Source organism: Amycolatopsis heterodermiae (assembly GCF_034929455.1).
Classification (GTDB): domain Bacteria; phylum Actinomycetota; class Actinomycetes; order Mycobacteriales; family Pseudonocardiaceae; genus Amycolatopsis; species Amycolatopsis heterodermiae.
Window position 1 is genome coordinate 143,522 of record NZ_JAYFSI010000003.1, and the last position, 18,787, is coordinate 162,308.

The window sequence follows — 18,787 nt, forward strand, 5'->3', positions numbered from 1 at the left end:
GCATGACCGCCCCCGAACAAGCCGCGGCGCTCGTCGACCCCGACGAGCGCCGCGGCGGGACCGGCACCGCCCGGTTCGTCCTCAAGAAGGTCGTCGAAGCGCTCGTCAGCATCCTGCTGGTGATCGTGCTGTTCTTCTTCCTGTTCCGGGTGCTGCCCGGCGACCCGGTCGCGACGATGATCCGCGACCGGCCCACCGACCCGAAGCAGATCGCGGAGCTGCGGGAACGCCTCGGCGTCGACCAGCCCGTGTTCCGGCAGTTCGGCGACTACCTGTGGAAGCTGCTGCACGGCGACTTCGGCATGTCCTACCTGGAGCAGCGCCCGGTCGCCGACATGATCGGCGAACGCCTCTGGCCGACGATCCTGCTGGTCGGCAGCGCGACCGTGCTCGCCGTCGCCCTCGGGCTGTGGCTGGGCACGCGCGCGGCCTGGCGCCGCGACAGCGCGTTCGACCGCACCCAGACCGGCATCGCGCTGACGCTGTGGTCGGTCCCGCAGTTCTGGCTCGGCCTGATCCTGCTGGTCGCGACCAACGGCCTGTTCCCCAGCCGCGGCATGCACTCCCCGGACGCCGCGCCGGACTTCTTCTCCCAGACCCTCGACGTGCTGCACCACCTGGTGCTGCCGTGCGTGACGCTGCTGGCGGTGTTCTACGCCCAGTACATGCTGATCATGCGCTCGTCGCTGCTGGGGGAGATGAACGCCGACTACCTGACCACCGCCCGCGCCAAGGGGCTGAAGGACGACCTCGTCCGCCGCCGCCACGCCGTCCCGAACGCGCTGCTGCCCACCACCACGCTGGTGTTCATGCAGTTCGGCATGGTCGTCTCCGGCGCGGTGTCGGTCGAAGCCGTGTTCAGCTGGCCCGGCCTCGGCCAGCTGACCTACCAGGCCCTGCACGGCCCGGACCGGCCGGTGCTGCAGGGCGTCTTCGTCGTCCTCGCCACCGCCGTCGTGCTGATGAACCTGCTCGCGGAGCTGCTCTACCGCGTGCTCGACCCGAGGGTGCGCACGTCATGACCACCACCGAGACGATCGAATCGCCGCGGACGATCGCCTGGCGCCGCCGTCGCCAGGCCGTGGCCCGCACCTGGTCCGAGTTCGCCACCCAGAAGGGCGCGCTGGCCGGCCTGATCCTGCTCGCCGTCACCGTCGTCATGGCCCTGCTGCTGCCGGTCATCAGCGACGAAGGCGGCCTCGACGTCACCAAGGCGGACGGCGGCCCGCTGCACCCGCCCAGCGGCCGGTACTGGCTCGGCACCGACATCGACGGCCGGTCCGTGCTGCTCATGACGCTCTGGGGCGCCCGGATCTCGCTGCTCGTCGGGTTCTCCGCGACCGTCCTGTCCGTGCTGATCGGCACGCTCATCGGCATCATCGCCGCCCACTTCGGCGGCTGGACCTCGACGATCCTGCTGCGGTTCACCGACTTCTTCCTGGTGCTCCCGTCGCTGGTGCTGGCCATCGCGCTCTCGGCGGTGCTCCCGCAGGGCACCACCACGGTCATCGTCGCGATCGGCCTGACGGCGTGGCCCACCACCGCGCGGCTGGTCCGCGCCCAGACGCTGACCATCGAAAGCCGGCCCTACATCGAGCGGTCCCGCGCTCTGGGCGGGGGACACCTGCACGTCGTGGGCAAGCACGTCCTGCCCGGCGTCCTGCCGCTCGTGCTGGCCAACACCACCCTGGTCGTCGGCAACGCCGTGATCGCCGACGCCACCCTGGCGTTCCTCGGCGTCGGCGACCCGAACGCCGTGTCCTGGGGCGCGATGCTGGAGACCGCGCTCAACAACGGCGCCGTCACCCGCGGCGCCTGGTGGAACCTGCTCCCGCCGGGCATCGCCATCGTGCTCGTCGTGCTCTGCTTCACCCTGGTCGGCCGGGGACTGGAGACCGTGCTCAACCCGAGGTTGAAGAAGTGACCCCGCTGCTGCAGCTCAAAGACCTCACCGTCACCTACGAGACGGCCGGCGGCGACATCCCGGCCGTGCGCGGGGTCGGCCTCACCCTCGACCCCGGCGGCACGCTCGGCGTCGCGGGGGAGTCCGGCTCCGGCAAGTCCACCGTCGCGATGAGCGTGCTGCGGCTGCTGCCGCGCACGGCGAAGATCAGCGGCGAGATCCTCCTCGACGGCGAAGACGTCACCGAGATGAAGTGGGGACGGCTGCGCGCGGTCCGCTGGGCCGAGGCGTCCGTGGTGTTCCAGGGCGCCATGCACGCCCTCAACCCGGTCCGCAAGATCGGCGAGCAGATCGCCGAGCCGATCCGGCTGCACCCGCCCGAGGGCAGGACCCCCACCGACGCCGAGGTCGACGCCCGCGTCGCCGAACTGCTCACCCAGGTCGACCTGCCCCCGGGCCGCGCCGGCGCCTACCCGCACGAGCTGTCCGGCGGGCAGAAGCAGCGCGTGATGATCGCGATGGCCCTGGCCTGCTCGCCCCGGCTGATAATCGCCGACGAGCCGACCACCGCCCTCGACGTCATCGTCCAGGCCCAGGTCCTCGCCCTGCTCTCGCGGCTGGTCGCCGAACAGGACATCGGGCTGATCATGATCAGCCACGACCTGTCCGTGCTCGCCGCCACCTGCGAGCGCATCGCTGTGATGTACGACGGCGAGATCGTCGAGGAACGGCCCAGCGCCGAGCTGATGACCGACCCGCGGCACCCGCACAGCCAGGCCCTCGCCGCGGCGTTCCCGACCGTCGGCGACCCGGTGTCCCGGTTCGCCCCGGCCACCAGCACCCCGCTGCCGCCCGAACCGGCCTCCCGCGGCGCCGGCACCGAGCCACTGCTGGAAGCGGAGAACCTGCGGGTGTCCTTCCGCGACCGCACCGGCAAGCGGATCGACGCGGTCGCCGGCGTCGACCTCACGGTGTCGCGCGACGAGATCGTCGCGCTGGTCGGCCAGTCCGGCTCCGGCAAGACGACGCTCGCCCGCACCCTGCTCGGCCTGCAGAAACCCGACTCCGGCGTGGTCCGCTACGCCGGGAAACCGGTCCCGGTCGGCGGCGCCGGGCTCAAGGCCTACCGCCGCCAGGTCCAGCTGGTGCTGCAGGACCCGACCAGCGCGCTCAACCCGGCCCACACCGTCTACGAGGCCGTCGCCGAAGGTCCTCGGATCCACGGCCTGGCCGACGAGCGCGCGGTCGTCCACCGGGCACTGGAGGCCGCCGAGCTGCGGCCCGCGGAGAAGTACGCCGACCGGCTCCCGCACGAGCTGTCCGGCGGCCAGCGCCAGCGCGTCGTGATCGCCGGGGCCCTGGCGCTGGAGCCGTCGGTCGTGGTGGCCGACGAGCCGGTCGCCTCGCTCGACGCGTCCGTCCGCGGCGAGATCCTCGGGCTGCTGCTGCGCCTGCGGCGCGAACTCGGGCTGGCCGGGCTGGTGATCACCCACGACCTCGGGCTCGCCTGGAACATCGCCGACCGCGTCGCCGTGATGTACCGCGGCGAGCTCGTCGAAACCGGCACCGTCGAACAGGTCCTGCTCGACCCGCACCACGAGTACACGAAATCCCTGCTGGCCGCCCTCCCCGGCGGCACCGCGGCCGGGAAACCCGGCACTGCGGGAAGGTCACCCAGGCCGGTTGTGTAACCTCCGAACGGAAATGGCGACCACCACCGACCCCGCGCAGACGTCCTCGACCGGACTGGCCGAGCGCCTCCTCGTGCCCTCGCGATTCCCGTACCGCACGATCGCGATGGGCACCGTCGGCAGCACGCTGCTCATGCTCGCCGCCTTCGGCGCCGGCGGCATCCTGATCAAGGACCCCGTGCTCGGCCACGGCCCGCTCTCGTGGATCCGCTACGGCCACGGGCGCATGCTGGCCAACGCCGTCCTCTACACCGGCTTCGGCCTCGTGGTGTGGGCCTGGGTCCGGCTCGGCCGCTACGTGCTGCAGGGCCGCGTCGGCAGCCGCCCCATCCTGATCGCCGCCGGCTGCTGGATGGCGCCGCTGCTGATCTCGCCGCCGCTGTTCACCCGCGACGTCTTCTCCTACCTCGGCCAGGGCGCCCAGCTGCTCTACGGCCTCGACCCGTACGCCAACGGGCCCGCCGAGCTCGACGTGCTGCCGAACGTGGTGCAGAACGTCCACCCGCTCTGGCAGACCACCCCGGCGCCGTACGGGCCGCTGTTCCTGCTGATCTCCAAGGGCGTCGTCGCCACCACCGGCGACAACATGATCCTCGGCGTCATCCTGATGCGCCTGGTCCTGCTGGTCGGCCTGGCCGGCACGCTGTGGGCACTGCCGCGGCTGGTCAAGCACCTCGGCGGCAAGCTCCCGGTCGCGCTGTGGCTCGCGGTGGCCAGCCCGATGATGGTCATCCACCTGTTCGGCGGCCCGCACAACGACCTGATGATGCTCGCGTTCCTCACCATCGGCGTCCTCGCCGCCCTGGAACGCAAGCACGTCGTCGCGGTCGTCCTGGTCACGATCGGCATGCTGATCAAGCCGACGGCGGCGATCGCCCTGCCGTTCATCGTCTGGATGTGGGCCAACCACATGGCCGGCGAGTCGAAGGTCCGCAACTTCCTGCGCGCCGGCGCCGCCTCGGTCGGGTTGTTCCTGCCGGTGTTCGTCGCGGGCACGTGGATCTCGCTCGGCTCGCTCAACCTCGGCTGGTGGTCCGGGCTCAAGGCCCCGCAGCTCATCGCGAACTGGCTGAACATCCCCACCGGCATCGGCGAGGTCTTCTACAACCTCGTCCACCTGATCGTCGACGTCCAGGTCTCGCCGTTCGTCACGGTCGCCCGCGCGGTCGGCATGCTCCTGCTGATCGCCTTCGGCGTCCGCCAGTGGTGGCTCGCCCGCGGCGGCGAGGCGGTCTACCGCGCCGGGATCTCGCTGCTGGCCGTCGCCATCCTCATGCCGCCTACCCTGCCGTGGTACCTGACCTGGGGCTTCGTGCTGCTGTCGGCGTTCAAGTGGCAGCCGCGGCACCTCGCCATGGTGGTGGCGGTCGTGGTGTTCGTGACGCTGGTCTACTACCCGACGGGCGAGCAGGCCCTCTACGACTGGTGGTTCATCGCCCTGGTCGTCGTGGCCAGCCTCTACTCGGCGGCGTCCCTACTGCGCCCGGACCCGCTCGGTCTCATCGACGCGTGGCGCCGCCCGGAGAAGTTCCTCCGCGACTGAAGCAGTCTCACGACCCGGCCCAGCCCCGCCAGGTGTGCACCAGGGTCGAGACCACCGCGTGCTCCGGCGGCCGCTCGGCGTACTGCTCGTACTTCGCCACCAGCCATGAGACCGGCTCGGCGCGGTCCGCCTTCGACAGGACCCTCGCCACGCCGTCCGCGCGGGCCCACCACAGGCGCGACCAGTCCTCGTCATAGCCGTCGGTCAGGAAGCACACCGCCGGGTTCTCCGCGATGTTCGCCAGCCGCCTCAGCAACGTCGTCGACTTCGGTTTGTGGTCCACGGCGAACACCACCTGGTCGCCCTGGACCGCGAACGTCACCGGGACGAGGTGCGGCACCCCAGCCGCCGACGCCGTCGCGAGCCGGGCCACTCGCGCGGCGGCGAAGCGGGTGCGCGCCTCCGCAGAAGACAGCTTCACGTCAGCACGGGGGAGTCGAACGTCAGCGTCCCCAGCTCCACGTCCAGCGTGACCGGCACCCCCAGCGGCAACGTCGGCGACGACGCCACGTGCCCGAACCCGAACTCGCCCAGCATCGGCACCCCCAGCGGCCCCAGCCGCTCCAGCAGCAGCGCCTCGACGTCCTCCGGTGCGCCGCACGCCGCCCACGAACCCAGCACGATCCCGCGCACCCCCTCGAACCAGCCGCTGCGCAGCAGCTGCGTCAGCATCCGGTCCAGCCGGTAGATGCTCTCGGTGACGTCCTCCAGCAGCACCACCGCGTCCCGCGCCGACCCGTGCTCCGGCGTCCCGATCCCGCCCGCCAGCAACGACAGGTTCCCGCCCACGAGCGTGCCCGACGCCCGGCCGGGCACCAACGGCGAAGCCGTCGCGCCCCGCACCACCAGGTTGCGCTCCGGCTCGAACAGCGTCCGCCGCAGGTGCTCCACCGCGAAGTCGTCGAACAGCACGCTCGCCGGCATCGGGGAGAACAAAGTGGACAGTCCCAAGTGGACGTCCACGGCCCGGTGCAACGCCGTGACGTCACTCGACCCGGCCAGCACCTTCGGTCCCGCTTCGCGCAACGCCGCCCAGTCGACCAGGTCCAGCATCCGCTGCACGCCGTAGCCGCCGCGCGCGGCCAGCACGCACCGCACACCCGGGTCGCACCACGCGTCGGTGAACTCCGCCGCCCGCTCGGCGTCCGAACCGGACAGATACGGCGGCGACCCGGCCGAAGCGCGCACGCACGGCCCGATCCGCAGCTCGACACCCCAGCCGCGCAGGACCGGGATCGCCTTCTCCAGCAGGTCGGCGGGGACCGGACCGGCCGGCGCCACCAGGGCGATCGTGTCGCCCGCCCGCAACCGCGGCGGCCTCATCGCGACAGCTCCAGCCGCGCCACACCCGGCGCCTCGAACCCGAAAACCTGGCCGTAGAAGGACAATTCGGCCTCCATCGCCGCGACGATCGTCTCCGCGCGGCGGAACCCGTGCTGCTCACCGGGGAACCGCTGGTAGGCGTACGGGATCCCGCGCCCGGCCAGCCCGGCCACGAACCGGTCGGCCTGCTCCGGCGGGCAGATCCGGTCCTCCAGCCCCTGCTGGAGCAGCACCGGCCCGGCCAGCGCGCCGGCGTTCGCCAGCGGCGACCGGTCGACGTACCGCTGCCGCTGCGCGGGCAGCTCACCGACCAGCCCCTCCAGGTACCGCGACTCGAAGTCGTGCGTCTCGCCACCGTCGCCGGTCCACCCGGCGAGGTCGAGGATCGGGTACTGCACCGTGCCCGCGCGGTAGGTCGTCGTCGTGGTCATCGACGCCGCCGCGGTGAACCCGCCGGCACTGCCACCCCGCACGGCCAGCCGCTCGCCGTCGGCCAGGCCGGCCGCCACCAGCGCCTCGGCCACCGCGACGCAGTCGGCGACGTCGACCAGGCCCCACTGCCCGCGCAGCCGCTCCCGGTAGGCCCGGCCGAAGCCGGTCGACCCGCCGTAGTTGACCGCCGCGACGGCGAACCCGCGGCTGGTGAAGTACGCCAGCTCCAGATCCAGCACCGGCAGGTGCTGGCCGGTCGGCCCGCCGTGGACGTGCACCAGCAGCGGCGGCAGCTCACCCTCGGGCGCGGCGAACTCCGGGTTGGACGGCGGGTAGAGCACCACCGGCACAGTCTCACCGTCCGCCGTCGTGAACACCCGCTCGTCCGGCACCGGCACGTGCGACACGGCCAGCTCCGGCTGTTCGGTCAGGTCGGTCAGCAGGTCCGCGCCGATCGCGTAGTGCACGACCGCGGACTCGCGGATCGGCCCCACCGCGACCCCGGCGACCCCGCCGTCGTGCGCGGCGAACCCGGTGCTCGACCACGCCGTCAGCTGGTGCGCCACGGTCGTCACCGAGCCGTCCGCCTCGTCCAGCACCGCCAGCCGCCCCGACACCAGCACCGCGTGCCGGCCGCCGCCCAGCGGGACGAACCAGCGCGCGCCCACCTTCCACAGCGGCCCGCCCAGCTCCTGCTCCACGGGCGCGAGGTTCGTCAGCGTCCCGTCGAGCCCGACGCGGTGCAGGTTCCACCAGCCGTCCGGGTCCAGCAGCGCCAGCAGCGTGTCCGCCGACTCCCACTCGACCTGGCAGACGGCGACGTCTGCGCCGCCCGCGACCACCCGATGCGGCCCGAACGTCCCGTCCTCGGCGACAGGAGCGACGCACAGCTCGGTGCCGTCCCACGGCATCGCCGGGTGGTCCCAGCCGAACCAGGCGGCGTGCCGCTCGTCCGGAGACAACTTCGGCGCGGTCAGGAAGTGGTGGCTCGCGCCCAGCACCCGTTCGGCGCCGTCGGCCACCGCGATCGCGACCAGCTCGCGTTCGATGTCGGCCGGGCGCTCGCCGACACTGCGCTCCCGCACCGCCCACACCTCACCGGGCAACCCGGCGCGCAGGTCGCCGTACCGGACGCCCTGGGGTTCCGCGGGCTCCGGAGTGAGCGCCACCACACCTTCGGGCCGCTTCGCGTACACCCGCTGGTCGGCCCAGTGCGTGAACACCACCACACCTCCGGCGGCCGCCCACGGCCGCCCGCCGTACTCGTGCAGCCGGTTGCGGACGTTCCACGGCGCCGGGAGCACGTCCTCGGTCCCACCGCCCGGAAGGGCCCGCACCAGCGCCACCCGGCCCTGTTCACCAGGCCTTGCTTCGGCCCACCACACCTCGTCCCCGACGACGTCGAGCCACTGCGGGCCGCCACCGGCGGCGGCCACGTCGGCGGCGGTGATGGGCGAGGACCAGGTTCCGTACGGCGAGATCCGAGACACCCCCAGAGGCTAGCGGCCCGCGAAGGGTGGGGCGGCGGATGCCGATCATGCGCCGGTGGCCTAGGGTCGTTGGTGCTATGTCTCGCGTAATCCACGTCTTCCGCCAGCCGGATCGCTTCGTCGCCGGCACCGTCGGCGAGCCCGGCGACCGCACCTTCTACCTCCAAGCCTCGGAGGACGTGCGGACGATCAGTGTCACCATCGAAAAACAGCAGGTCGTCGTCCTCGCGGAACGGCTGGGCTCGCTGCTCGAGGAGGTCGCCAGCCGCTTCGGCGCCGACGTCCCCGAAGACGCGCCCGACGACCTCGTCGACCTGGAGCCGCTCACGGTGCCGGTCGAGGAGGAGTTCCGCGTCGGCACCATGGGCCTCGGCTGGGACGCCGACAGCAGCGCCGTCGTCATCGAGCTGCTCGCCATCACCGAGGGCGAGGTCGACGAGACGGTCGTGCTGGACGACACCGAAGAGGGCCCGGACGCCGTCCGCGTCTTCCTCACCCCGGCCGCCGCGCGGGCCTTCGCCGAGCGCGCCGACCGCGTCGTCAACGCCGGCCGCAAGCCCTGCCCGCTGTGCGGCGAGCCGCTCGACCCGGCCGGGCACATCTGCCCCCGGCAGAACGGCTACCGGCGCGACACCGACGCAAGCGAAGACTGACCATGGCCGACACGCCGGCGGAACAGCCGGACCCGGCCGACCCGGCGTCCCGCGAGCTCGTCACCCACGGCCGCATCGACGTCGAAGGCCGCCTCGTCGACGCCTCCAACGTCACGCTGTTCTGCGCCATCGAGCTGGACGGCGTCACCGGCACCGTCGTGTACAAGCCGGTGTCGGGGGAGCGGCCGCTCTGGGACTTCCCCGACGGCACGCTCGCCGGCCGTGAGGTCGCCACCGCGATCATCGCCGAGGCCAGCGGCATCGGCTCGATCCCGCCGACCGTGCTGCGCGACGGCCCGTTCGGCCCCGGCATGGTCCAGCTCTGGATCGAGACGACCGAGGACGACCTGGTCGACGTCCGCGCGCCCGAGGAGGTCCCCGAGGACTGGCGGGTCGTGCTGCACGCCCACGACCGGGTCGGCGAGCCCGCGGTGCTGGCCCACGCCGACCACCCCGGGCTGCGCGACCTCGCCGTGCTCGACATCGTCGTCAACAACACCGACCGCAAGGGCGGGCACCTGCTGGCCGGGGTCGACAGCCGCGTCTACGGCGTCGACCACGGCATCTGCCTGCACACCGACCCCAAGCTGCGGACCGTGCTCTGGGGCTGGATCGGCGAGCCGGTGCCGCCGGACACCGTCGAGAAGCTCCGGAAGCTGCGCTCGGAACTCGACGGCGGCCTCGGCACCACACTGGCCGAGCACATCACGAAGTTCGAGATCCGGGCCCTGGCCGAGCGCACCGACCTGTTGCTGGCCGAAGGGATCTTCCCCGAGCCCGGCGACGACTGGCGCGCGATCCCGTGGCCCCTGTTCTGATCGACGACGCGGCCCGCGCCCGGCTGGCGGACCGCTTCGGCGCGGAGCTGGCCGAACCCTGGTGCGACGCGCTCCCGGACCTGGTCGCCCGGCTGAGCGCGCGGTGGGGTCTCGAAGTCCGCGAGGCGCGGCCCGGCAACACCGGCCGCACCCTGCTGTGCAGCGGCCCCGGCGGCGACCTGCGGGTCCTCAAGCTGACACCGGACCCCGAAGTCGCCCGGCTCGAGTTCGCCGGGCTGAGCGCGTGGGCCGGGTGCTCCCGGGTCGTCCAGGTGCTCGACGCCGACCTCGACGTGCACGCGATCCTCCTCGAAGGCCTGGTCCCGGGCACCCAGGTCGACGGGGACGTCCCGTGGGCCGAACTCGGCGAAATGCTCGACCAGCTGCACGCGGCCGAGCCGGTCGGCGAGTTCGGGCGGCTGGCCGACGGGATCGAGTTCATCTTCACCCTCTCCGAACGCCGCCGCCGCGCCTCCCCGGCCGCCGGCCGGCTGAGCGCCGAAGTCCTGGAGAAGGGCCGTGCGCGAGCGATGGAGCTGGCCACCAGCGGGCCGGTCACGCTGATCCACGGCGACCTGCACCCCGCGAACGTCCTCGACGCCGGACCCGGCCGCGGTGCCGTCGCCATCGACCCGCGCCCCGGCCTCGGGGACCCTGCCCTCGACGCCGTCGACTGGATGTTCGTCCCCCTGGCCCGGGGCGGCACGATCGACGACGGCATCAAGGCCCTCGCCCCGCACGTGACCGGCTTCGACGCCGAGCGCGTCCGCGCCTGGTGCGTCGCGATGGCCCCGCTGGTGGCTCTGTCGCCGTTGCGCCGCGGCGAGCGGACGCCGTTCACCGACGCCGTCCTGGAACTGGCCCGCTGACCGGCGTGGCGTCACCCACCGGGGTCACTCCGGCCACTACCTTCGCTGGTCGTGCGCTCCCACTCCTATGACGACGTGCTCGCCGGCCGACGCCGCAAGAAGGTGCCGGAAGTCCCCGCCGAGCCCGGCCTGGTCGTCGAAGACCCGGCCAGCGGGTTCTGCGGCGCCGTGATCAAGATCGAGTACGGCAACGTCGTGCTCGAAGACGGCAAGGGCCGACACCGCGTGTTCCCGCTCGAACCCGCCGGGTTCCTGCTGGAGGGCAAGCCGGTCACGCTCGTGCCGGTCAAGACGGTGAAGGCGCCGGTCAAGCAGGTGTCGGCGTCCGGCTCGGTCAAGGTGCAGGGCCTGCAGGCGCGCGTCGCCCGCGACTCGCGGATCTGGGTCGAGGGCAAGCACGACGCCGAGCTGGTCGAACGCGTCTGGGGCCACGACCTGCGTGTCGAAGGCGTCGTCGTGGAACCCCTCGATGGGGTGGACGTGCTCTCCGACCGGGTCGCCGAGTTCGGCACCGGCCCCGGACGGCGCCTCGGTGTACTCGTCGACCACCTCGTCCCGGGCAGCAAGGAGTCGCGGCTCGTCGAGGGCGTCCGCGACGAGAACGTGCTGGTCACCGGGCACCCCTACATCGACGTCTGGGAGGCCGTGCGGCCCGAGGCGGTCGGCATCAGGGCGTGGCCGAAGATCCCGCGCGGCACCGAGTGGAAGCAGGGGATCTGCGACGCGCTCGGCTGGGGGCAACCTTTCGAGGGCTGGCAACGTGTGCTGAGTGGGGTGAGCAGTTTCCGCGACCTCGAGACCCCGCTCATCGGGGCCGTGGAACGGCTCATCGACTTCGTCACGGAGCCGGCGGAAGAGGACTGAATGTCTGATTTGTCCAAGGTCACGCGTGGGTCACGTCCCGTCACTCCGCCGGTGCCGACCGGCGCGATCTGAGAGCATGAAGCCATGGCATGGGCAGTGGTCTGGTTGATCGTCGGCATCGCCCTGATGATCGCGGAAGTCGTCTCCGGCGACTTCGTGCTGATCATGCTGGGCGTCGGCGCGCTGTTCGGCGCCGGAGCCGACGTGCTCACCGGGAACATCTTCATCGACGTCGCCGTGTTCGCCGTCGCCTCGGTCGGGATGCTCGTGCTGATCCGCCCGGCGTTGAAGCGGCGCTTCCTCGCCGGCACCGGGCACCGCACCGGCATCGAGGCCCTCATCGGCGCCCGCGCCGTCGTCGTGTCCACAGTGGACTTCGAGGCCGGGCAGGTGAAGCTGGCCGGCGACGTCTGGTCCGCGCGCAGCCTTTCCGAGGACCACGAGCCGATCGCGCCCGGCACGTCCGTCACCGTCGTCGAAATCGCCGGCGCCACCGCCGTCGTGTCGGCCGAGCCGTGAGCCTCGGGATCGTCATCGTCCCCGAGGGCCGGGCCGCGGTGATCGAACGCGGCGGGCGCTTCCGCACCGTGCTCGGCCCCGGCCGGCACTTCGTGACGCCGCTCGCCGACACCGTCCGGGCGCGCGTCGACCTCGGCGACCAGGTCCTGTCGTGCCCGCCGCGGTCCCTCGAAGCGGGCGACGGGCAGGAGGTCCTCGTCGGCGTCGAGGTCACTTTTGCCGTCACGGACCCGCGGCTGGCCACCTACGAAATCGGCAACCCGGCCATCGCGATCGAACAGCTGGCCCTGACCGCGCTGCGGCGGGAAACCGGCCTGACGACCGCCGAGCGCGCCGTCGCCGCGCCGGAGGACCTGCACCGTACAGTGTGGACGGTCCTGCACGACACCACAGGACGCTGGGGGATCACCACCAAGGAGCTCACGCTCACGGTGAGCCCGCCGGAGGCGCCCGGAACTCCGTCAACCGCGCAAGAATGGTACTAGGTAAGGGGAAGATCTCTTGACCACCACTGTGATCATCGTGGTCGTCTTACTGGCTCTCTTCGTGATCATCACGGTGGCCAAGGCGATCATGGTCGTTCCGCAGGCGCAGTCGGCCGTGATCGAGCGGCTGGGCCGGTTCCGCACGGTGGCGTCGCCGGGCCTGACCTTCCTGGTGCCGTTCCTGGACAAGGTGCGCGCCCGGATCGACCTGCGCGAGCAGGTCGTCTCGTTCCCGCCGCAGCCCGTCATCACCGAGGACAACCTGACGGTCTCGATCGACACCGTCGTGTACTTCCAGGTCACCGACTCGCGGGCCGCGGTCTACGAGATCTCGAACTACATCGTCGGTGTCGAGCAGCTGACCACCACCACGCTGCGTAACGTGGTCGGTGGCATGAGCCTCGAGCAGACGCTGACCTCGCGCGACTCGATCAACACCCAGCTGCGCGGCGTGCTCGACGAGGCGACCGGCCGCTGGGGCATCCGCGTCGGCCGCGTCGAGCTCAAGGCCATCGACCCGCCGCCCTCCATCCAGGACTCGATGGAGAAGCAGATGCGCGCCGACCGTGAGAAGCGCGCCATGATCCTCACCGCCGAAGGCCAGCGGGAATCCGCGATCAAGACCGCGGAAGGCCAGAAGCAGAGCCAGATCCTCTCGGCCGAAGGTGCCCGCCAGGCCACCATCCTCGCCGCCGAGGCCGAGCGGCAGTCGCGGATCCTGCGGGCGCAGGGTGAACGCGCCGCGCGGTACCTGCAGGCGCAGGGCCAGGCGAAGGCGATCGAGAAGGTGTTCGCCGCGATCAAGGCCGGCCGCCCGACGCCGGAGGTGCTGGCCTACCAGTACCTGCAGACGCTCCCGCAGATGGCGCAGGGCGACGCGAACAAGGTCTGGATGATCCCGAGCGACTACGGCAAGGCCCTCGAAGGCTTCGCCCGCGCCCTCGGTGCCCCGGGCGACGACGGCGTCTTCCGCTACGAGCCGCCGAAGGACGACGACGTCCCGGCCAAGCCCGACCTCGAGGACGAAGAGGTCGCCGACTGGTTCGAGACGAAGAGCGACCCGAAGGTCGCCGAGGCCGTCGCGGCCGCGGAAGCCGTGGCCCGCCAGGAGGTCCCGGCGCTCGGGGTGCCGAGCGGCGCGCCGCCGGCGCGGCCGCAGATCCCGCGTCCCGTGCAGCAACAGCAGCAGGCGCCCGCACCGGAACCCGAGGCCGACGAGGACCGCGGCACCGAGGTCACGCCCGCACCGCCGAAGCCGCCTTCGACGCCGCCGGCCGGCCTGCCCCAGCCGCAGTCGCCGCTGCAGTCCCAGCAACCGCCGCAGGGTGGCGCGTACCAGCAGGGCCCGCCGCCGCAGACCCCGCCGCCGGGCCAGTTCGGCGGCCAGCAGAACCCGGGCAGCGGACCGTTCCCGCAACAGCCCCCGTTCGGCGGCCCCCAGGGCGGCCCGCGCCGCTGACGTAGTGGACCGCGTCGCTGACGTTGGTCCGTGAAGGCCACCTTGAGGGACTCTGTGTCCCTCAAGGTGGCCTTCACGGCGTTTCAGGCGCGAGCGCGGCGGTAGACGCTCGCGTCGTCGATGTCGGCGTTGGAGCGGTCCTTCAGCCAGATCACGCAGAACACCGAGACGATCGCCGACAGCACGATGTACCCCGAGATCGAGTACGGCGTCCCGGTCTGGTGCAGCAGCCACGTCGCCAGCAGCGGCGCCGGGCCGCCCGCGAACACCGACGCCAGCTGGTAGCCCAGGCCCGCGCCGCCGTAGCGCAGGTGCGTCGGGAAGCTCTCGCCGATGAGCGCGGCCTGCGGGCCGTACTGCAGCGCGTGCGGGATAAACGACACCACCACGATCACGAACACCAGCGCGTGCCCGCCGCTGGTCAGGATCGCGAAGTACGGGAACGCAATCAGCCCGGTGAGCACCACCCCGGTCAGGTACACCTTCTTGCGGCCGTACCGGTCGGACAGCTGCGAGAACAACGGGATCATCAGCAGCTCCAGCGCGGCGCCGACGAGCACCGCGTTGAGCACGAACGTCTTGCTGAACTCGTGCCGCGCCACGACGTAGATCAGCACGTAGCTGGTGAACAGGTAGAACGGCATCTGCTCGCTGAACCGCACCCCGGACGAGAGCAGGATTTCGCGCCAGTGCTGGCGGATCGCGTCGAGCACCGGGGTCTTCGCGGTTTCACCCTTCTCGACGAGCTTGGCGAACATCGGCGTCTCAAGGATCTTCAGCCGGATCACCAGGCCGATCGCGACCAGGATCAGGCTGGCCAGGAACGGCAGCCGCCAGCCCCACGAGTCGAACGCCTCGGGGGAGAGCGTCGCCGACAGCAGCGTCATGCCGCCGGTGCCCAGCACCAGCCCGACCGGGACGCCGATCTGCGCGAAACTGCCGAGCAGCCCGCGTTTCTTCTGATCGCCCCACTCCATCGCGAGCAGCACCGAGCCGCTCCACTCACCGCCGATCGCGATGCCCTGGACCAGCCGCAGCAGCACCAGGATCAGCGGCGCCGCGAACCCGATCGCCGACGTCCCGGGCAGCAGGCCGACCACCCCGGAGGAGACACCCATCAACAGCAACGTGACGATCAGCGTCGTCTTGCGGCCGATCCGGTCACCCCAGTGCCCGAAGATCGCGGCACCGACCGGGCGGGCGGCGAACCCGACCGCGTAGGTCGCGAAGGACTGCATCGCCCCGGCGTACGCGCTCGACGCCGGGAAGAACAGGTGCGGGAAGACCAACGCCGCGGCGGTGTTGTAGAGGAAGAAGTCGTACCACTCGATGGTCGTGCCGATCGCGCTCGCCAGCGCCGCACGCCGTACCTGCACCCGTCCCGATTTGCTGTCCGGTTCCACCTTGTGAGTGATTCCATTGTCTCCGAGGACCATCTCGCAACACCTCCGGTGACCGACGTCACACAACAGTGTGACGGTTCTCGACGAATTCGGCGATCGATGGCTCGGAAGTTGTTCACTCCGTGAAGAACCGACGCGACGCCGGCGGGGCCCACAACAGGACCACGACGGCGACCTGGACGGCGCCCACGAGTGGGATGACGACGTGGAACATCGGCGACGACGACCACGAGAACACGCTGAACACCACCGACAGCAGCTGCGAAACGGTCGTCAGCCGCCGGGTCCACGGCCGCCCGGTCGCGAGCTTCCACGCCAGCAGCAGGCAGACGACCAGCAGGACGCCGTGGAAGACCGCGCCCGACGTCACCGCGATGGCGGCGGACCGCGCGACCTCGTCGGCGCCGAAATCCGGGTGCTGGGCCGCGATCTCATTGCGGAGCACGTCCTGCCGGGTCCACAGCACCACCGCGACGACGACATGGCTGAGCGCCACCAGCACCAGCAGCCAACGCGCCCACCGGACCGGCGCGGTCACGGCATGCTCCGGCGCCAGCGGGGGACCGGCCGCGGTTGAGGTGACTCGGGGCGCCGGGCCCACGCTTCGTTCAGGCGGGTGATCAGCCGCCGCGCGGTGGCGACGTCCTCGTCCGGCCAGTCGGCGATGACCTCGGCGAAGACCGCCGCGCCCGCTTCGACGGCCGCGTCGGTCTCGGCGACGCCGGAGTCGGTCTGCCGGACGAGGAAGGTGCGCTGGTCGTCCGGGTCCGGCTCGACGGTGACCTGACCCGACCGTTCGAGGGCCGTCAGGTGGCGGCTGGTGGCCGACGCGGTGAGCCCGAGCTCGGCCGCGATCGTGCCCGGCCGGACCGGGCCGCGGGCGGCGACCGTGCCCAGGATCCGCAGCCGGGTCAGGTCGAGGTGCCGGGAGATCCGGCGGTGTCCCTGGTCGATGAGGTCCATGACCGCGCGCGCCAGCTCGGCGCGTTCGTTTCGTTGCGTCACGAAACGAGTTTAGCAGGCGTGAACTTGCCGAATCTGCATGTTTGCAGATTCGGCAAGTTTCTGTACCTTGGAGGCATGGACCTCGACACCGGCGGACTCCGTGAGCGCAAGAAGCAGGAGACCCGCATCGCGCTGAGCTGGGCGGCCATCCGGCTGACCGTCGAACGCGGGCTGGACAACGTCCGGATCGAGGACATCGCCGCCGAGGCCGGGGTGTCCACCCGGACCTTCAGCAACTACTTCGGCAGCAAGGGCGAGGCCATCGCGGCCCGCCAGTACGACCGGTCGCGAGCGATCGCGGCGGCCCTGCGCGAGCGGCCGGCCGGGGAGCCGCTCTGGGACGCCATCACCCACGCCGTGCTCACCGGGTTCGCGCTCGGCGAGCCCGTCACCGACCGGCACACGCCGGACCAGGCGTGGCTCGAAGGCGTCCGGCTGATGGTCGCGGAACCCGCGCTGCAGGGCGAGATGCACAAAGCGGTGACCGCCGGGCAGGCCGAGTTCGCCCTCGCCGTCGCCGAACGCACCGGCACCGACGCGGCCACGGACGTCTACCCGCAGCTCGTGGCGGCCGTGATCGGGGCCGCGCACCACGTCGTGATCCAGCAGTGGCTCGGGACCGAGCCGCCGCCGTCGATGGAATCCCTGCTGCGGGACGTGTTCGGCCGGCTCGCCGCCGGCCTGCCCGAACCGCGCTGATCTAGCGCACCACAGCGCACCACCTGGGGCGCCCGGCACCCGCCGGGCGAGTTCGTCGTGCCCTTTTCCTGCCACCACAAGGAGTTTCGCCATGGAAGACGTTGTCATCGCCGGAGCCGGCCCCAACGGGCTGATGCTCGCCTGCGAGCTGGCCCTGGCCGGAGTCCGCCCGGTTGTCCTGGAACAGCTGCCCGAACCGAGCCTGATGCCCCGCGCCAACGGGCTCGTCGGCCAGGTCGTGCGCCTGCTCGACCGCCGCGGCCTGCACGAGCGGCTGGCCGGCCCGATCGGCCCGCCCGTGCCCGCCTTCGTGTTCGGCGCGATGCGGCTCGACCTGACGCTCACCGAGCCCAATCCGCTGAACATCCTTCCCGTGCCGCAGCGGCGGATCGAAGCGGCGCTCGGCGAGCGCGCGGCCGAACTCGGCGTCGAGGTCCGCCGCGGCCACGCACTGACCGGCCTCACCCAAGACGACGAACAGGTCACCCTCGAGGTCGCCGGTCCGGACGGGCCGTACGAGCTGACCACGCGGTACGTCGTCGGCGCGGACGGCGGGAAGAGCGTCACCCGCAAGCTCGCCGGCATCGGCTTTCCGGGCGTCACCGAGGACCGCACGATCTCCTACAGCGCGAGCGCCACCGTGCCCGCGGAGATGATCGACGCCGAAACCGGCGGCTTGCGCGTGCCGGGCCACGGCGTGATCCCGCCGCTGTTCCACTACCGCACCGAGCACGGCCTCTTCATCTACGCGCCGCTGCCCACCGGAACCGGCGTCACCGCCATCGAGTGGGCCGACGACGACGACGAGGACGACGACCGCCCCGTGACACTGGACGAGGTCCGCGCGAGCGTCCGCCGGGTCCTCGGTTTCGACCTGCCGATCGGCCCGCCCGAAGGCGACGGCCCGCACCTGCTGCGGCGGCTCCGGGGCCGCAACACCCGGCTCGCCGACCGGTTCCGCGCCGGCCGGGTGCTGCTGGTCGGCGACGCGGCGCACGTCCACTCGGCGATCGGCGGGCCCGGGCTCAACCTGGGGCTGCAGGACGCCGCCGGCCTCGGCTGGAAGCTTGCCGCCGAGATCCGGGGCTGGGCACCGGAAGGGCTGCTCGACACCTACGAAGCCGAACGCCGTCCGGTCGCCGAGCGCGTCGTCATGCACACGCAGGCCCAGTCGGCGCTCATCGCGCCGGGCGGCGAGGTCACGGCGTTGCGGGAGCTGTTCGGTGAGCTGCTGCGGCAGCCGAGCACCGTGCAGCACATCGCGGACCTGATGTCCGGCGCCGACGTCCGCTACGAGCCGGGCACCGACCACCCGCTCGACGGCCGGTGGGCCCCGGATCTGCTGCTGGACAACGGAGTCCGGCTCGCCGAGCTGACCAGGACGGCCCGGCCGCTGCTGCTGGACCTGACCCCGGCGGCGTGTCTCGGTGACGAGCTGCGCGGCTGGACCGACCGCGTCGACGCCGTCACCGGGAAGGCCGTCCCGGAGGCGACCGCGCTGCTGGTCCGGCCCGACGGGTACGTGGCCTGGGCGACGAGCGCGGCGGAGCCAGGCGACGCCGAACGCAAGGCGCTGCGTGCGGCTTTGGAGCGGTGGTTCGGCACCCTCGTTGACATGTAGGAGATCTCCT

19 protein-coding genes are annotated in these 18,787 nt (G+C 72.0%); 13 read left to right on the forward strand and 6 right to left on the reverse strand.

Going from position 1 to position 18,787, the window contains the following annotated elements; translation table 11 throughout:
• Positions 1-2: 2 nt before the first annotated feature.
• Genes VA596_RS16545 through mptB form a run of 4 tightly spaced genes read left to right on the forward strand, consistent with a single transcriptional unit; the run spans position 3 to position 5,137 of the window.
• On the forward strand, positions 3-1,022 hold the full coding sequence (locus VA596_RS16545) for an ABC transporter permease (protein ID WP_323328009.1): 1,020 nt from the start codon (positions 3-5) through the stop codon (positions 1,020-1,022).
• Positions 1,019-1,924: an ABC transporter permease gene (locus VA596_RS16550; RefSeq protein WP_323328011.1), complete on the forward strand. Its 906-nt coding sequence runs from the start codon at positions 1,019-1,021 to the stop codon at positions 1,922-1,924. Before VA596_RS16545 ends, VA596_RS16550 begins: the two co-directional genes overlap by 4 nt.
• The gene (locus VA596_RS16555) at positions 1,921-3,594 is read left to right on the forward strand and encodes an ABC transporter ATP-binding protein (protein WP_323328013.1); all 1,674 of its coding nucleotides are present in this window, start codon (positions 1,921-1,923) and stop codon (positions 3,592-3,594) included. The genes VA596_RS16550 and VA596_RS16555 overlap by 4 nt, the downstream gene beginning before the upstream one ends.
• Positions 3,595-3,607: 13 nt before the next feature.
• Entirely contained in the window at positions 3,608-5,137 is a 1,530-nt protein-coding gene (gene mptB / locus VA596_RS16560) for a polyprenol phosphomannose-dependent alpha 1,6 mannosyltransferase MptB (protein ID WP_323328016.1), read from the forward strand.
• Positions 5,138-5,144: 7 nt separating this feature from the next.
• Here mptB and VA596_RS16565 read toward each other — a convergent pair whose 3' ends face one another.
• Genes VA596_RS16565 through VA596_RS16575 form a run of 3 tightly spaced genes read right to left on the reverse strand, consistent with a single transcriptional unit; the run spans position 5,145 to position 8,382 of the window.
• Positions 5,145-5,552 carry a TIGR03668 family PPOX class F420-dependent oxidoreductase gene (locus VA596_RS16565; RefSeq protein WP_410171896.1) on the reverse strand — a complete coding sequence of 136 codons (408 nt, stop codon included), beginning with the start codon at positions 5,550-5,552 and terminating at the stop codon, positions 5,145-5,147.
• A 2-nt stretch (positions 5,553-5,554) separates the two neighbouring features.
• Entirely contained in the window at positions 5,555-6,460 is a 906-nt protein-coding gene (locus VA596_RS16570; protein ID WP_323328020.1) for a S66 peptidase family protein, read from the reverse strand.
• Positions 6,457-8,382 (reverse strand): prolyl oligopeptidase family serine peptidase, encoded by a 1,926-nt coding sequence (locus VA596_RS16575; RefSeq protein ID WP_323328022.1) that lies wholly within the window; start codon positions 8,380-8,382, stop codon positions 6,457-6,459. Before VA596_RS16575 ends, VA596_RS16570 begins: the two co-directional genes overlap by 4 nt.
• 77 nt (positions 8,383-8,459) lie before the next feature.
• Here VA596_RS16575 and VA596_RS16580 point away from each other — a divergent pair, with 77 nt between their 5' ends.
• The 7 genes from VA596_RS16580 (at position 8,460) to VA596_RS16610 (ending at position 14,049) form a co-directional block, all read left to right on the forward strand.
• Positions 8,460-9,035: a DUF3090 domain-containing protein gene (locus VA596_RS16580; RefSeq protein ID WP_323328024.1), complete on the forward strand. Its 576-nt coding sequence runs from the start codon at positions 8,460-8,462 to the stop codon at positions 9,033-9,035.
• Positions 9,036-9,037: 2 nt separating this feature from the next.
• The gene (locus tag VA596_RS16585) at positions 9,038-9,853 is read left to right on the forward strand and encodes an SCO1664 family protein (RefSeq protein ID WP_323328027.1); all 816 of its coding nucleotides are present in this window, start codon (positions 9,038-9,040) and stop codon (positions 9,851-9,853) included.
• Positions 9,838-10,722 carry an aminoglycoside phosphotransferase family protein gene (locus VA596_RS16590; protein ID WP_323328029.1) on the forward strand — a complete coding sequence of 295 codons (885 nt, stop codon included), beginning with the start codon at positions 9,838-9,840 and terminating at the stop codon, positions 10,720-10,722. The genes VA596_RS16585 and VA596_RS16590 overlap by 16 nt, the downstream gene beginning before the upstream one ends.
• A gap of 51 nt (positions 10,723-10,773) precedes the next feature.
• Positions 10,774-11,586, forward strand: a complete 813-nt coding sequence (locus VA596_RS16595; protein WP_323328031.1) for a DUF3097 domain-containing protein — start codon at positions 10,774-10,776, stop codon at positions 11,584-11,586.
• A gap of 84 nt (positions 11,587-11,670) precedes the next feature.
• Positions 11,671-12,105, forward strand: a complete 435-nt coding sequence (locus tag VA596_RS16600; protein WP_323328033.1) for an NfeD family protein — start codon at positions 11,671-11,673, stop codon at positions 12,103-12,105.
• Positions 12,102-12,590 carry an SPFH domain-containing protein gene (locus tag VA596_RS16605; protein ID WP_323328035.1) on the forward strand — a complete coding sequence of 163 codons (489 nt, stop codon included), beginning with the start codon at positions 12,102-12,104 and terminating at the stop codon, positions 12,588-12,590. The genes VA596_RS16600 and VA596_RS16605 overlap by 4 nt, the downstream gene beginning before the upstream one ends.
• Positions 12,591-12,678: 88 nt before the next feature.
• On the forward strand, positions 12,679-14,049 hold the full coding sequence (locus tag VA596_RS16610) for an SPFH domain-containing protein (RefSeq protein ID WP_323328861.1): 1,371 nt from the start codon (positions 12,679-12,681) through the stop codon (positions 14,047-14,049).
• Between the two features lie 83 nt (positions 14,050-14,132).
• Here the strand turns inward: VA596_RS16610 and VA596_RS16615 are convergent, their stop codons facing one another.
• The 3 genes from VA596_RS16615 to VA596_RS16625 all read right to left on the reverse strand — a co-directional run bounded on the left by VA596_RS16615 (position 14,133) and on the right by VA596_RS16625 (position 16,457).
• Entirely contained in the window at positions 14,133-15,485 is a 1,353-nt protein-coding gene (locus VA596_RS16615; protein ID WP_323328037.1) for an MFS transporter, read from the reverse strand.
• A gap of 82 nt (positions 15,486-15,567) precedes the next feature.
• Positions 15,568-15,990: a hypothetical protein gene (locus VA596_RS16620; RefSeq protein ID WP_323328039.1), complete on the reverse strand. Its 423-nt coding sequence runs from the start codon at positions 15,988-15,990 to the stop codon at positions 15,568-15,570.
• Positions 15,987-16,457, reverse strand: a complete 471-nt coding sequence (locus VA596_RS16625) for a MarR family winged helix-turn-helix transcriptional regulator (RefSeq protein WP_323328041.1) — start codon at positions 16,455-16,457, stop codon at positions 15,987-15,989. The genes VA596_RS16620 and VA596_RS16625 overlap by 4 nt, the downstream gene beginning before the upstream one ends.
• A gap of 75 nt (positions 16,458-16,532) precedes the next feature.
• Here VA596_RS16625 and VA596_RS16630 point away from each other — a divergent pair, with 75 nt between their 5' ends.
• Both VA596_RS16630 and VA596_RS16635 read left to right on the forward strand, forming a co-directional pair.
• Positions 16,533-17,156, forward strand: coding sequence for an acyl-CoA-like ligand-binding transcription factor (locus tag VA596_RS16630; RefSeq protein WP_323328043.1), 624 nt, complete (start codon positions 16,533-16,535; stop codon positions 17,154-17,156).
• A 91-nt stretch (positions 17,157-17,247) separates the two neighbouring features.
• Entirely contained in the window at positions 17,248-18,777 is a 1,530-nt protein-coding gene (locus VA596_RS16635) for an FAD-dependent monooxygenase (RefSeq protein WP_323328045.1), read from the forward strand.
• The last annotated feature ends 10 nt before the right edge of the window (positions 18,778-18,787 follow it).